The following is a 13,712-nucleotide window of genomic DNA, read 5'->3' on the forward strand; positions in this document are numbered from 1 at the left end:
TCGCCGGAGACCTCCGGTGGCGCGGCGACGGGGACGTCGCACGCCGCCCACGGCACCGATCCGCGCCACGGCCGGGCCGGTGCCGACCCGCGCTACGGCCAGCCCGGCCCCGACCCGCGCTACGGCCAGGCGGGCCCCGGCAGCGTGCCGGGCGGCGCCTCGACCGGGTTCCCGGACCGTGCGCCGTTCCCGCAGCCCGACCCCCGCACCGACCCGCGGTTCGTACGCGTCAGCCGCCGCGCCGCCCGGAAGGCCGCGGCAGCGTCGCGCGTCGACCTCGGGACGGCCGCCGCGGAGCACCCCCTCGGAGCCCCCGCCCCCACGTACCGTCCCGACGCGCGGGGTGACGCCGCCGCGGGCTACGTCCCGCTCGGTGTGCCGGGCGGCGACGCGGGGCACGCGGGAACCCCGCAGGTCGTCGCCCCGCGGCGTCGTCGGCGGGCGCTGTCGGTCGTCTGGGTGGTGCCGCTCGTGGTGCTCGCGCTCGTCGCGGGCGTCCTGGGCGGTCTGCTCGGCGCGCGGCTCGGCGAGGACGACCACCTCGCGGACGCGGGCCTGCCGACGACGGTCCCGGGTGCGGCGGACGTCGCGCGCGCGCCCGAGTCGGTCGCGGGCATCGCGGCGACGGTCCTGCCCAGTGTCGTGTCGATCGAGGTCGACGGGCCGCAGGGCACGGCGACGGGCTCGGGCTTCGTGCTGCGTGCGGACGGCTACCTCGTGACGAACAACCACGTGGTCGCCGAGGCCGCGGACGCGGCGACGTCGATGACGGTGACGTTCGCCGACGGCAGCGAGGAGAGCGCGACGGTCGTCGGGCGGACGTCGGAGTACGACCTCGCGGTGCTCAAGGTCGACGTGACCGGGCTGACGCCGCTGCTGCTCGGTGACTCGGACGCGGTCGTCGTGGGCGACCCGGTGGTCGCGATCGGCGCGCCCCTGGGCCTCGCGGGCACGGTCACGACGGGCATCGTCAGCGCGCTCAACCGGCCGGTGTCGGCGGGCGACGAGGAGGACACCGCGTTCATCAACGCGATCCAGACGGACGCGGCGATCAACCCGGGGAACTCGGGCGGCCCGCTCGTCAACGCCAAGGGCGAGGTGATCGGCGTCAACTCGGCGATCGCGCAGCCGCCGGGCACGCCGTCGACGTCGGGCGGCAGCATCGGCCTGGGCTTCGCGATCCCGTCGGAGCAGGTGCGCCGCACGGCCGAGCAGCTCATCGAGACGGGCCGGGCGACGTACCCGATCATCGGCGTGCTGCTGGACCAGCGGTACGTGGGCGAGGGTGTGCAGGTGTCGACGGAGGACCGGGACGGGACGCCCGCGGTGTCGGCCGACGGCCCCGCGGAGCGAGCGGGCATCCGGCGCGGCGACGTGATCCTCGCGATCGACGGCCGGCCCGTCACGGACCCGGACGAGCTGATCGTCGCGATCCGGGCCCGGACACCCGGGGAGACGGTCGTGCTGCGCGTGCGGACGGGCTCCGACGAGCGCGACGTGCGGGTCCGGCTCGACGAGGCCGACGCCCGCTGAGACGCCTCCGGGCGGGCCGCCGACCGGGGCCTGCCGGCGGTCCGCGCGGGGTACCCTGACCCGGTGTTCGGAATCAACGGCGGGGAGCTGCTCGTGCTCTTCCTCGTCGCGGCCTTCGTGATCGGCCCCGAGCGCCTGCCGAGGTACGCGGAGCAGCTGGGCCACTGGGTCCGGCGCGCACGCCAGTTCGCCGCCGACGCCAAGGCGCGCGTCGACGAGGAGCTCGGCGAGGAGGCCCGCGACGTCGACTGGGCGGCGCTCGACCCGCGCAAGTACGACCCGCGCCGGATCGTGCGCGAGGCCCTGCTCGACGACCTGCCGTCGACGTCCGGACGTCCTCCCGCTGGAACCCCGCCGACGGCCCGTGCCACCGCGGCGACCGCCGGCGGCGCTGCTGCGGCGGCCGCTGCCTCGAAGGGTGGCGGGGTCAAGGTCGCGGGCGACCCGGGCGAGCGATGGCGGAGCGCACCGTTCGACGACGAAGCCACCTGACGTAGCGCGTCGGCGCGCGGTCGCCGACGTGGCCGGTCGAGGTCCACCTCACCGGTCCCGCCGCCCGCGCAGACGCACCCCCCGCACGCACCCCGTCGTCCCGCTCCTGGGCGGGCACGGCGCACCGACAGAATGGACTGAGGGTCCGCATGGCCACGCACCGCTCGCGCATCTTCTCCGGGATGCAGCCGACGTCCGACTCGCTCCAGCTCGGCAACTACCTGGGCGCCCTCACGCAGTGGGTCGCGCTGCAGGACGACCACGACGCGATCTACTGCGTCGTCGACCTGCACGCGCTGACCGTCAACCCGGACCCGGCGGTCCTGCGGGACCGGACGCGCCGCACGGCGGCGCAGTTCCTCGCCGCGGGTGTCGACCCGGCCCGGTCGATCCTCTTCGTGCAGTCGCACGTCCCCGAGCACGCGGAGCTCGCGTGGCTGCTGTCGTGCCAGACGGGCTTCGGTGAGGCCGGCCGGATGACGCAGTTCAAGGACAAGTCGAGCAAGCAGGGGACCGAGGGCACGACCGTCGGGCTGTTCACGTACCCCGTGCTCATGGCCGCGGACATCCTGCTGTACGACACGAACCTCGTGCCTGTCGGCGAGGACCAGCGCCAGCACCTCGAGCTGTCCCGCGACCTCGCGCAGCGGCTCAACCACCGGTTCGGCAAGGACACGGTCGTCGTGCCGGAGCCGCACATCGTCAAGGCGACCGCGAAGATCTACGACCTGCAGGACCCGACGTCGAAGATGAGCAAGTCGGCCGAGAGCCCGAACGGCCTGATCGAGCTGCTCGACGACCCGAAGGTGATCGCGAAGCGCATCAAGTCGGCGGTCACGGACACCGAGCGCGAGATCCGCTTCGACCCGGCGGCCAAGCCGGGCATCTCCAACCTGCTGACGATCTACTCGGCGCTCGCGGGCCGGCCCGTGGACGCGCTCGTCGCGGAGTACGAGGGCAAGGGCTACGGCGACCTGAAGAAGGACGTCGCCGAGGTCGTGCTGGCGTTCCTCACGCCCTTCCAGGAGCGTGTGCACGGCTACCTCGCGGACCCGGCGTCCCTCGACGCGGTGCTCGCCGACGGCGCCGACCGGGCGCAGGAGATCGCGGCCCCGACGCTCGAGCGCCTCTACGACCGGTTCGGCCTGCTGCGTCGTCGGGGTTCGCGCCGGGTCGTCCGCGACGAGGTCGACGCCGGGGTGGGGATCGGGGCATGAGGCTGCCGGAACGCACCGGCGACCAGCTCCGCATCGGGGTCGCCGTCACGGTCCCCGAGCCGTGGGGCAGCGAGCTGCGCGCCGCGCGGTCCCGCTACGGCGACCCGCTCGCCGACTTCATCCCGCCCCACATCACGCTGCTGGGTCCGACGGTCGTCGAGCCCGAGGAGATGGCGGAGGTCGAGGAGCACCTCACGAAGGCCGCGGCGCGGCACACGCCGTTCGTCGTGCGGCTGCGCGGGACGGCGACGTTCCGCCCGGTGTCGCCGGTGGTGTTCGTCGAGCTCGCCGACGGCGCCGAGGGCTGCGCGGCGCTCGAGCGGTCGGTCCGGACCGGCGTGCTCGACCAGGAGCTCCGGTTCGACTACCACCCGCACGTCACCGTCGCGCACGAGGTGCCCGACGACCGGCTCGACGCGGCCGCGGCCGGGCTCGCTGACTTCGAGGCCGCGTTCGTGGTCACGGAGTTCCACAGCTACCTGCACGGCGACGACGGCGTCTGGCGTCCCGTGCGGGACTTCGCCCTTGACCTCGGGTCCGCACCCGTGGGCCTGCTGACGTCGGACGACGCGTCCGACGCGGATGCCGGAGCGGTGCGCCCGACCTAGGGTCGAGGCATGACGAGCGAGCCGACGGACGTGACCAGCCCGGCGGCCGGCTCGGGGGCCGCCCAGGCGCGTGCGCAGCGGACCGAGGACGCGTCGCTGCCGCGCAAGCGCCCGTCGCTCGTCGAGCGTGCCAAGGCCGTCCTCGCGTGGTGGCAGCAGACGCGTCCCGCGCGCGCGAACGCCCGCTTCGGCGCTGCCGGGGGCGGGCTGCTCACCGGCGGGATCGCGTACGCCGCGCTGTTCTCGGTGTTCGCCGGGCTCACCATCGGCTACACAATCTTCATGGCGGTGCTCGGCGACAACGCCGACCTCCGCCAGCAGGTGCTCACGGCGATCGACGACACGCTGCCCGGGCTCATCGACACGGGGACCAACACGGGGCTCATCGACCCCGACTCGCTCGTGCTGAACCCCGCGCTGACGGTCGCGGGCATCGTGGCCCTGGTCGTCCTCGTGCTGAGCGCGATCTCCGCGACCGCGGCGCTGCGCACCGGGGTGCGCGCGATGTTCGGGCGCGTCACGGGCGACAACGCGGTCTTCTCGAAGCTGCGCGAGCTCGGTGGGTTCGTCGGGATCGCGCTCGCGGTCCTCGTGTCCGCCGTGCTCACGACCGCGGCGACCGCGGCGTCCGACTGGCTCACCACGCTGGTCGGGTGGCCGGACACCTCGGGCACCGTGGCGGCGGCGCTCGTGTCGTTCGTCGTCGACGCCGCGATGTTCATGCTGGTCGTGTGGTTCCTCGCGGGGCAGCGGCCCGCCTTCAAGGACCTCTGCTGGGGAGCCGTCATCGCGGCCGTGGGCATCGGCGTCGTCCGGCTGCTCGGCACGTCCGTCGTCGCGGGCAGCGCCACGCGCAACCCGGTGCTCGCGTCGTTCGCCGTCATCGTCACGCTGCTGATCTGGATCAACCTGCTGGCGCGCATCGTCCTGCTCGCCGCCGCGTGGACCGCGGACCCGCCGCAGGAGAAGCCTGAGGACGTCGAGAGCCCGGTGGGCACGGACTGACGCGAACGGCGGACGAGGGCTCCGGAGCCCCGGCGACCGCGGCGCGCGGCCGGACGCGCTCGGACGCGCCCGGACGCGGGCCGACGCGAACGGCGCGCGACGTGGACGGGCGTGCTCAGAGCAGCGCGCGGATCGCGGGCGCGTGGAGGCGCAGCCTGGTGATCCGGGCGCGGGTCGAGGCCGGCTCGCCGATCTCGCCGAGGCGCAGCATCCCGGGGTCGCCGCGGCGCTGCCCCTCCTCGATCCGGTCGGACGCGTCGCTCATGCGGACGGTCACGTGGTCGAGGATCGCGGCCGGGGCGACGTCGCCGTACGCGTCGGCCATCACACGCAGGCCGTGCGCGGCGGCGGCCGGGTCGCCGTCGGGGAACAGCAGCGGCGCGTTCCACGCGAAGATCGCGAGGTCGTCGATCGGGTGCCCCGGACCGGCGACGTCCCAGTCGAAGACGCCCGCGAGCTCGTCGCCGTCGAAGGACATGTTGTACATGGCCGCGTCGTGGTGGCAGACGATCTCGCCGGGCTCGAGCGCGCGCTCGAGGAACCGCCAGCGCCGGCTGTCGCGCGGGAAGCCGGCCACGACGTCGTGGAAGTGCCGCAGCCACCGCATCGCCGACCGCACCTGGCCGTCGGTGAGCGGCTCGACGCCGATCGGCACGACACGGCCCGGCAGGTAGGTGAGGACCTCGCGGCCCTGGTCGTCGGTGCCGAGCACGCGCGGGACGTGCGGCAGGTCCGTCGTCGCGAGGAAGTCGAGCAGCTCGTGCACGGCGGGGGTCCACGGGCCGGTCGGGCGGCGGACGGTGTCGCCGACGCGCACCGCGCCGCCGACGTTGCCGCCCTCGAGCGGGACCTCGACCTCGGTCGCGTCGGGACCGGGACCGGGAGCGGCGGTGGCGTCGGGGGTGAGCACGACCGACACCGTACGGGACGGGCCCGTCAGCGCGCCGCGCGCTCCGGGACCTCGACGCCGCGCCGCTCGAGCTCCTCGCGGACCGTGCGCGGGATGTCGCGGCAGCCGCACTCCTGCGCGTGCGCGAGGTGCCACGCGACGCGGTCGTCCATCGGCGCACCCTGGCCCAGCACGTGCGCGTCGTGCCACTCGGCGTTCATGCGCCCAGCCAAGCACCGCACCCCGGGGGCGTCGAGGGGCCGGAGGTCCCGGGGACGACGCGAGGCCGCCCCGACGACGGGACGGCCTCGCGGTGGAGCTGGTGCGTCAGAAGGCGCGCGTGATCATCGCACGCTTCACTCGCCTTCCCCGCGGTCCCGGTGGTGCGCAGGTCAGAAGGCGCGCGTGATCATCGCACGCTTCACTTCCTGGATCGCCTTCGTGATCTCGATGCCGCGCGGGCACGCCTCGGTGCAGTTGAAGGTCGTGCGGCAGCGCCACACGCCCTCCTTGTCGTTGAGGATCTCCAGGCGCTGCGCACCGCCCTCGTCACGGCTGTCGAAGATGAAGCGGTGCGCGTTGACGATCGCGGCGGGGCCGAAGTACTGGCCGTCGGTCCAGAACACCGGGCAGGACGACGTGCACGCGGCGCACAGGATGCACTTGGTGGTGTCGTCGAACCGCTCGCGCTGCTCGGCGGACTGGCGACGCTCCTTGGTGGGCTCGGTGCCGGTCGTGATGAGGAACGGCATGATCTCGCGGTAGGACGCGAAGAACGGCTCCATGTCGACGACGAGGTCCTTGACGACCGGCAGGCCCTTGATGGGCTCGACGGTGATCGGCTTGGACGGGTCGAGGTCCTTGAGCAGCGTCTTGCAGGCGAGGCGGTTGCGGCCGTTGATGCGCATCGCGTCGGAGCCGCACACGCCGTGCGCGCACGAGCGGCGGAACGTGAGCGAGCCGTCCTGCTCCCACTTGACCTTGTGCAGGGCGTCGAGCACGCGGTCGGTGCCGTGCGCCTGCACGCGGAACTCGTCCCAGTGGGGGACCGGCGTGGCGCCGTCGTCGGACGGCAGGTAGCGCATGACCTTGAGCGTGACCTCGAACGAGGGCACGGCCCCGACCTCGGGGGTGGCGTCGAGCGTGGCAGTCATCAGTACTTGCGCTCCATCGGCTGGTAGCGGGTGACGGTGACGGGCTTGGACCCGAGCACCACCTGGTAGTCGTCGAAGACCGTCGTGTGCGCGAACGACCCCTTGTGGTCGCCGTCGGAGTCGCTGCCCCACAGGCGGTGGCCCTTGGCGGCCAGCGGCCGGCGGTACGCCATCGTGTGCTGCATGTAGCCCTTGTCGTCGCGGTCCGGGTAGTCCTCCCGGAAGTGCCCGCCCCGCGACTCCTTGCGGTTGAGCGCGCCGACGACGACGGTCTCGGCGATGTCGAGCAGGAAGCCCAGCTCGACGGCCTCGAGGAGGTCGGTGTTGAACGTGCGGCTCTTGTCCTGGACGCTCACGGACGCGAACCGCTTGCGCAGCGCGCGCAGGTCGGACAGCGCCTGCTCGAGCGACTCCTCGGTGCGGAACACCTGGGCGTTGGCGTCCATCGTCTCCTGCAGCGCGCGGCGGATGTCGGCCACGCGCTCGCCGTCGCCGCGGGTGCGGATGGTCTCGAGCTCGGCCTCGACGGTCGCGGCGGGGTCCTCGGGGATCTCGACCCACTGCGCGCCGACGGCGTACTGCGCGGCGCTGATGCCGGCGCGCTTGCCGAAGACGTTGATGTCGAGCAGCGAGTTGGTGCCGAGACGGTTCGACCCGTGCACGGAGACGCACGCGACCTCGCCCGCGGCGTACAGGCCGCGGATGACGTCGGTCGCGTTGCGCAGGACCTCGCCCTCGATGTTCGTCGGGACGCCGCCCATCGCGTAGTGCGCGGTCGGGTAGACGGGCACGGGCTCGGTGTACGGCTCGACGCCCAGGTAGGTGCGCGCGAACTCGGTGATGTCGGGGAGCTTCGCGTCGATGTGCGCGGGCTCGAGGTGCGTGAGGTCGAGCAGCACGTAGTCCTTGTTCGGACCGGCGCCGCGGCCCTCGCGGACCTCGTTGGCCATGGATCGGGCGACGATGTCGCGCGGCGCGAGGTCCTTGATGGTGGGCGCGTAGCGCTCCATGAACCGCTCGCCCTGCGCGTTGCGCAGGATGCCGCCCTCGCCGCGCGCGGCCTCCGACAGCAGGATGCCGAGGCCCGCGAGGCCCGTCGGGTGGAACTGGAAGAACTCCATGTCCTCGAGCGGGATGCCGCGGCGGTACGCGAGCGCCATGCCGTCGCCGGTCAGCGTGTGCGCGTTCGAGGTGGTCTTGAAGATCTTGCCGGCGCCGCCGGTCGCGAGGACGACCGACTTGGCGCGGAAGACGTGGATCTCGCCGGTCGCGAGCTCGTACGCGACGACGCCCGAGACGTTGACCTCCTCGCCGTCGGGCACGTGGCCCGCCGCGAGGTCGTGGTCGACGAGCAGGTCGAGCACGTAGAACTCGTTGAAGAACTCGACGTCGTTCTTCACGCACTGCTGGTAGAGCGTCTGCAGGATCATGTGCCCGGTGCGGTCCGCGGCGTAGCAGGACCGGCGGACGGCCGCCTCGCCGTGGTTGCGGGTGTGGCCGCCGAACCGGCGCTGGTCGATCTTGCCCTCGGGCGTCCGGTTGAACGGCAGGCCCATCTTCTCCAGGTCGAGGACCGCGTCGATGGCCTCCTTGGCCATGACCTCGGCGGCGTCCTGGTCGACGAGGTAGTCACCGCCCTTGACGGTGTCGAACGTGTGCCACTCCCAGTTGTCCTCCTCGACGTTCGCGAGCGCGGCGCACATGCCGCCCTGCGCGGCACCCGTGTGGGAGCGCGTCGGGTAGAGCTTGGAGATGACGGCGGTCCGCACGCGCGTCGACGACTCGAGGGCCGCGCGCATGCCGGCGCCGCCCGCGCCGACGATGACGACGTCGTACTGGTGGGTCTGCATCGGTGGCGATGCCTTCCTGCTGGCGAGCTGGGGGTGGGGGTGGTCCGACGTCGGCGTCAGGCCGTGCAGAACGAGGGGAGCAGGTCCGCCGGGCTGCCCGTCGGGCAGGGGTCGAACGTGAAGATGACCAGCGTCCCGAGCACGACGACGAGGACGAACGCGAAGTACAGGAGGCCCTTGAGGACCAGGCGCGTCGTGTCCTTCTCGGCGTAGTCGTTGACGATCGTCCGCATGCCGTTGGTGCCGTGGATCATCGCGAGCCACAGCATGAGCAGGTCCCAGACCTGCCAGAACGGCGACGCCCACTTGCCGGCGACGAACCCGAAGTCGATCGCCGTGACGCCCTCACCGGCGACCAGGTTGACGAACAGGTGCCCGAAGATCAGCACGACGAGCAGGACGCCCGACGCGCGCATGAAGACCCAGCCGTAGAGCTCGGTGTTGCCGCGCGTGGTGCGTCGGCCGGGGCCCGCCTTGGGCGGACGCGGGGCCTTGGGGTCGGCGACGAGGCTCATCACTCACCTCCGAAGACGTGCATGAGGTGACGGGGCAGGAAGCCGGCCATCGTCACGACGAACAGGCCGAGCACGACCCAGAGCATCACGCGCTGGTACTTCGTGCCCTTGGACCAGAAGTCGACCAGGATGATCCGGATGCCGTTGAAGGCGTGGAACACGATCGCGGCGACGAGCCCCGCCTCACCCAGACCCATGATCGGGTTCTTGTAGGTGGCGATGACCTCGTTGTACGCCTCGGGCGACACCCGCACGAGCGACGTGTCGAGCACGTGCACGAGCAGGAAGAAGAAGATGGCGACGCCGGTCACGCGGTGCGCGACCCACGACCACATGCCTTCGCGCCCTCGGTAGAGCGTTCCAGCCGGCGCTTTGGCAGGCGCTGCGGGCACTGGGGGGCCTCCTGGCGAGTCAGGGGTGAGCCACGGCGGGAACGTCCCTGACCCCGCCGTGCCTGTCGGTCTCACTGTATAGACACGTCCCCCTCGCTCCCCGCCGGGCTGGGCCCTTGGTCCCGCGCGGACGGCCGTTTGTGAGCAACTCCACACGCCGCGGGCCCGGTGACCGGCGCCGCTAGCCTGGGCGCCATGTCGACCGCGTCCACGTCCTCGCCCGTGCCCGCGCAGGGTCCGATCCCGGGCTTCCACGCGGTCGTCCCCGCCGGCGGCGCCGGCACGCGGCTGTGGCCGCTCTCGCGCGCCGGGCACCCCAAGTTCCTGCACGACCTCACGGGGTCGGGCCGCACGCTGCTGCAGGCGACGGTCGACCGTCTCGTCCCGCTCGTCGGCGACGACGGCGTGCTGGTCGTGACCGGCCACCGGCACGCGGACGCCGTGGCCGCCCAGGTGCCGACGCTCGTCGGCGGCGTCGACGGCGACCGGCTGCTCGCCGAGCCGTCGCCGCGCGACTCGATGGCCGCGATCGGGCTCGCGGCGGCCGTCCTGCTCGAGCGGCACGGCGAGGACGTCGTGCTCGGGTCGTTCGCGGCCGACCACGTCATCAGCGGCACCGAGGCGTTCGAGCGCGCGGTGCGCGAGGGCGTCGTCGCGGCGCGCGCGGGCTACGTCGTGACGGTCGGCATCCGCGCGACGGGGCCGTCGACGGCGTTCGGGTACGTCCGGTCGGGCCAGCCGCTGGGCCTCGCCGACGCGCCGACCGTGCACCACGTGCGCGGCTTCACCGAGAAGCCCGACGAGGAGACCGCGACGGCCTACCTGGCGACGGGGGAGTACCGCTGGAACGCAGGCATGTTCGTCGTGCGGGCGCGCGTGCTGCTCGACCACCTCGCGACGCAGCTGCCCACGCTGGCCGACGGGCTCGTCGGGATCGCCCGGGCCTGGGACGGCCCGGACCGCGACGAGGTGCTCGGCCGGGTGTGGCCGACCCTGACGAAGATCGCGATCGACCACGCGATCGCCGAGCCCGTGGCCGCCGCGGGCGGCGTGGCCGTCGTGCCCGGCGACTTCACGTGGGACGACATCGGCGACTTCGCGTCCCTCGGCGGCCTCCTCGCGGACCCCACGCTCGGTGACGCCACGACCGTGCTGCGCGTCGACGCCCCCGACGCGCTCGTCGTCGCGGCCGGAGGGCGCACCGTGACGGTCGTCGGCCTGCCCGACGCGGTCGTCGTCGACACCCCCGACGCGGTGCTCGTCACGACGCGCGCGCACGCGCAGTCCGTGAAGTCGGCCGTCGACGGCTGGCGCGACCGCGGCCGCGACGACCTGATCTGACGGCGCCTGCGGTGCCCGCGCGCGGCTGACCTGCGACGCGGCACCGATCGCGGTCCGTGCCGCGGCCACCGCGGACGCCGAGGCCCGTCCGCGCCCTGCGGGCTAAGGTCGAGAGCGTGCCCGACACGTCCACCTCCGTCCCCACGCTCGTCCCGGCGCTCGACGTCCCCGCGCGGTCGACCGACCCGCAGGTGGTGCGGCTCGTGGCCCTGCTCGACACGTTGCGCGACGAGCTCGTCGAGGTCCGCCGCGACCTGCACGCGCACCCGGAGCTCGGGCGCACGGAGGAGCGGACGACGCGCGTGGTCGCGGAGCGCCTGCGCCTCGCGGGGCTGTCCCCGCACCTGCTGCCGGGGTCCGGCCTCGTCTGCGACATCGGGCCGTCGCCCGCCGTCTCGGGGCGCCGGCGGATCGCGCTCCGCGCCGACCTGGACGGCCTGCCCGTCGCCGACGCGTGCGGCCTGCCCTGGGCGTCGACGAACCGCGGGGTCGCGCACGCGTGCGGCCACGACGTGCACACCGCCGCGGTGCTGGGCGCGGGGCTCGCGCTCGCGGAGCTCGCGGCGTCGGGCGACCTCGCGACCGGCGTGCGGCTGGTCTTCCAGCCCGCCGAGGAGGTCCAGCCGGGCGGTGCGATCGACGTCATCAACGCGGGCGGGCTCGACGGCGTCGCGCAGATCTTCGGGATCCACTGCGACCCGAAGGTCGACGTCGGCCAGGTCGGGACGCGCATCGGGCCGATCACGTCGGCGAGCGACGAGGTGCAGGTCGTGCTGACGGGCTCGGGCGGGCACACGTCGCGCCCGCACCTGACGGGTGACCTGGTCTTCGGGCTCGGGCAGGTCATCACGCAGGTGCCCGCGATCCTGGGCCGTCGGCTGGACCCGCGCTCGGGCGTCAACCTCACGTGGGGCGAGGTGCACGCGGGCACGGCGCACAACGCGATCCCGGCGTCCGGGACGGTGCGCGGCACGCTGCGCTGCCTCGACGTCCGCGCGTGGGAGAAGGCGTCGGACGTGTTCCACCAGGCGGTCGAGCAGGTCGTCGCGCCGCTCGGGCTCGAGGCGGAGGTCCGCCACCACCGCGGGGTGCCGCCGGTCGAGAACGAGGAGCGCTCGACGGGCGTGCTCGAGGCCGCGGCGCGCGACGTGCTGGGCCCGGACGCGGTGCTCCTCACCGAGCAGTCGCTCGGCGGCGAGGACTTCGCCTGGTACCTGACGAAGGTGCCGGGTGCGATGGCGCGGCTCGGCACGCGCACGCCCGGCGGCCGGACGTACGACATCCACCAGGGCGACCTCCGCGTCGACGAGCGCGCGGTCGAGGCCGGGGCGCTGCTGCTGGCCAGGGCCGCGCTGCTCGCGGGGCGGCCCTGACGCCGCAGGTCGTCGGACGGGCGTCCGATGTCCGGGTCGCCCGTCTCTCCTGTCGAGACGCCTTGTCCGTCACCTGGGCGGACATTCCAACTAGGTAACGGATCCTCGGCGGATACCGCCTGGTAACAAGCGGGACACGTGACGCTCACTACTGTCCGAAGCATCGACGCCGGGCGCGACCGTCCCGGCGACGGCCCACCTGCCGTCCGGCGGTCGGCTGACGAGACCAGGAGAATCGCGTGAAGAAGATCATCCGTGTGGCTGCGCTCGGCGGCGCCGTCGCCCTCGCCCTCGCGGCCTGTGGCAGCGCACCCGAGGACACGAACGAGACCGCCGGCGGAGGTGACACCGCCGCGGCGACCGACTTCAAGGGCTGCATGGTCTCCGACTTCGGTGGATTCGACGACAACTCCTTCAACCAGTCCGGCATCGAGGGCCTCGAGCGGGCCGTCGACGAGCTCGGCATCGAGCAGGCGACGGCCGAGTCGACGGACGCCGGCCAGTACAAGACGAACGTCGACTCGATGATCCAGGCCTCCTGCGACCTGATCATCACCGTGGGGTTCAACCTGGCCGACACCACAGCCGAGGCCGCGGACGCGAACCCCGACCAGCACTTCGCGCTGATCGACTCCGGTGTCGACCCGGCGCGCGACAACGTCAAGCCCCTCCTGTTCAACACCCAGGAGGCGGCCTACCTCGCCGGGTACGTCGCGGCCGCGATGTCCAAGACCGGTGCCGTCGGCACGTTCGGCGGCGAGCCGTACCCGTCCGTCACGATCTTCATGGACGGCTTCTACGACGGCGTCCAGAAGTACAACGAGGACAACGGCACGGCGGTGAAGGTCCTCGGGTGGGACAAGACCGCGCAGAACGGCACGTTCACGAACACGTTCGAGATCACCGCGAAGGGCGAGGAGGCAACCAATGCCCTCATCGCGCAGGGCGCTGACGTGATCCTTCCCGTGGCCGGCCCCGTCGGGGAGGGCGCGCTGACCGCTGCCCGTGCCGCGGGGGGCGTCCTGGTCATCGGGGTCGACTCCGACTTCTGGGAGCAGCCCAAGTACGCGCAGTACAAGGACATCATCCTGACGTCGGTCCTCAAGCAGATCGGCCAGTCGGTCTTTGACACCATCTCGGCCACGGCCGAGGGCGAGTTCGACGCCGAGCCCTACGTGGGCACCCTCGCCAACGAGGGGGTGGGTCTCGCCCCGTTCCACGACCTGGAGAGCAGCGTCCCGGCGGACGTGGTCACGAAGATCGACGAGCTGAAGCAGCAGATCGTCGACGGTGACCTCACAGTCGAGTCTCCCTCGCAGAACTGATCCACCGCTGTCCGGCCC

General features: G+C 73.1%; 14 protein-coding genes. 8 read left to right on the plus strand and 6 right to left on the minus strand.

What is annotated here, in order from left to right:
• The 5 genes from CTKZ_RS15110 to CTKZ_RS15130 all read left to right on the plus strand — a co-directional run.
• Positions 1-1,533 (plus strand): S1C family serine protease (locus CTKZ_RS15110; protein WP_307720312.1); only part of this gene is annotated, 1,533 nt, incomplete at its 5' end.
• Positions 1,534-1,596: 63 nt separating this feature from the next.
• Complete coding sequence (locus CTKZ_RS15115; protein WP_124343717.1) at positions 1,597-2,025, plus strand: twin-arginine translocase TatA/TatE family subunit; 429 nt, start codon at positions 1,597-1,599, stop codon at positions 2,023-2,025.
• A gap of 149 nt (positions 2,026-2,174) precedes the next feature.
• Positions 2,175-3,242, plus strand: a complete 1,068-nt coding sequence (gene trpS / locus CTKZ_RS15120) for a tryptophan--tRNA ligase (protein WP_124343718.1) — start codon at positions 2,175-2,177, stop codon at positions 3,240-3,242.
• Complete coding sequence (locus CTKZ_RS15125) at positions 3,239-3,850, plus strand: 2'-5' RNA ligase family protein (RefSeq protein WP_124343719.1); 612 nt, start codon at positions 3,239-3,241, stop codon at positions 3,848-3,850. Before trpS ends, CTKZ_RS15125 begins: the two co-directional genes overlap by 4 nt.
• A gap of 9 nt (positions 3,851-3,859) precedes the next feature.
• Positions 3,860-4,855 carry a YihY/virulence factor BrkB family protein gene (locus CTKZ_RS15130; RefSeq protein WP_124343720.1) on the plus strand — a complete coding sequence of 332 codons (996 nt, stop codon included), beginning with the start codon at positions 3,860-3,862 and terminating at the stop codon, positions 4,853-4,855.
• 115 nt (positions 4,856-4,970) lie between these two features.
• Here CTKZ_RS15130 and CTKZ_RS15135 read toward each other — a convergent pair whose 3' ends face one another.
• From CTKZ_RS15135 to sdhC, 6 genes are all read right to left on the minus strand, one after another.
• Positions 4,971-5,765, minus strand: a complete 795-nt coding sequence (locus CTKZ_RS15135; protein ID WP_124343721.1) for a phosphotransferase — start codon at positions 5,763-5,765, stop codon at positions 4,971-4,973.
• Positions 5,766-5,791: 26 nt separating this feature from the next.
• Positions 5,792-5,965, minus strand: coding sequence for a hypothetical protein (locus CTKZ_RS22050; protein ID WP_200829766.1), 174 nt, complete (start codon positions 5,963-5,965; stop codon positions 5,792-5,794).
• Between the two features lie 171 nt (positions 5,966-6,136).
• Positions 6,137-6,898 (minus strand): succinate dehydrogenase iron-sulfur subunit, encoded by a 762-nt coding sequence (locus CTKZ_RS15140; RefSeq protein WP_124343722.1) that lies wholly within the window; start codon positions 6,896-6,898, stop codon positions 6,137-6,139.
• Positions 6,898-8,748 carry a succinate dehydrogenase flavoprotein subunit gene (gene sdhA, locus CTKZ_RS15145; protein ID WP_124343723.1) on the minus strand — a complete coding sequence of 617 codons (1,851 nt, stop codon included), beginning with the start codon at positions 8,746-8,748 and terminating at the stop codon, positions 6,898-6,900. The genes CTKZ_RS15140 and sdhA overlap by 1 nt, the downstream gene beginning before the upstream one ends.
• A 56-nt stretch (positions 8,749-8,804) precedes the next feature.
• The gene (gene sdhD / locus CTKZ_RS15150) at positions 8,805-9,263 is read right to left on the minus strand and encodes a succinate dehydrogenase, hydrophobic membrane anchor protein (RefSeq protein WP_124343724.1); all 459 of its coding nucleotides are present in this window, start codon (positions 9,261-9,263) and stop codon (positions 8,805-8,807) included.
• Positions 9,263-9,655: a succinate dehydrogenase, cytochrome b556 subunit gene (gene sdhC / locus CTKZ_RS15155; RefSeq protein ID WP_124343725.1), complete on the minus strand. Its 393-nt coding sequence runs from the start codon at positions 9,653-9,655 to the stop codon at positions 9,263-9,265. Before sdhC ends, sdhD begins: the two co-directional genes overlap by 1 nt.
• 195 nt (positions 9,656-9,850) lie before the next feature.
• Here sdhC and CTKZ_RS15160 point away from each other — a divergent pair, with 195 nt between their 5' ends.
• The 3 genes from CTKZ_RS15160 (at position 9,851) to CTKZ_RS15170 (ending at position 13,694) form a co-directional block, all read left to right on the plus strand.
• Positions 9,851-10,996, plus strand: a complete 1,146-nt coding sequence (locus CTKZ_RS15160) for a mannose-1-phosphate guanylyltransferase (RefSeq protein WP_124343726.1) — start codon at positions 9,851-9,853, stop codon at positions 10,994-10,996.
• A gap of 116 nt (positions 10,997-11,112) precedes the next feature.
• Positions 11,113-12,369: an amidohydrolase gene (locus CTKZ_RS15165; protein WP_124343727.1), complete on the plus strand. Its 1,257-nt coding sequence runs from the start codon at positions 11,113-11,115 to the stop codon at positions 12,367-12,369.
• A 239-nt stretch (positions 12,370-12,608) separates the two neighbouring features.
• Positions 12,609-13,694 (plus strand): BMP family lipoprotein, encoded by a 1,086-nt coding sequence (locus CTKZ_RS15170; RefSeq protein ID WP_124343728.1) that lies wholly within the window; start codon positions 12,609-12,611, stop codon positions 13,692-13,694.
• Positions 13,695-13,712: the final 18 nt, after the last annotated feature.

Source organism: Cellulomonas algicola (assembly GCF_003851725.1).
Lineage (GTDB): Bacteria > Actinomycetota > Actinomycetes > Actinomycetales > Cellulomonadaceae > Cellulomonas > Cellulomonas algicola.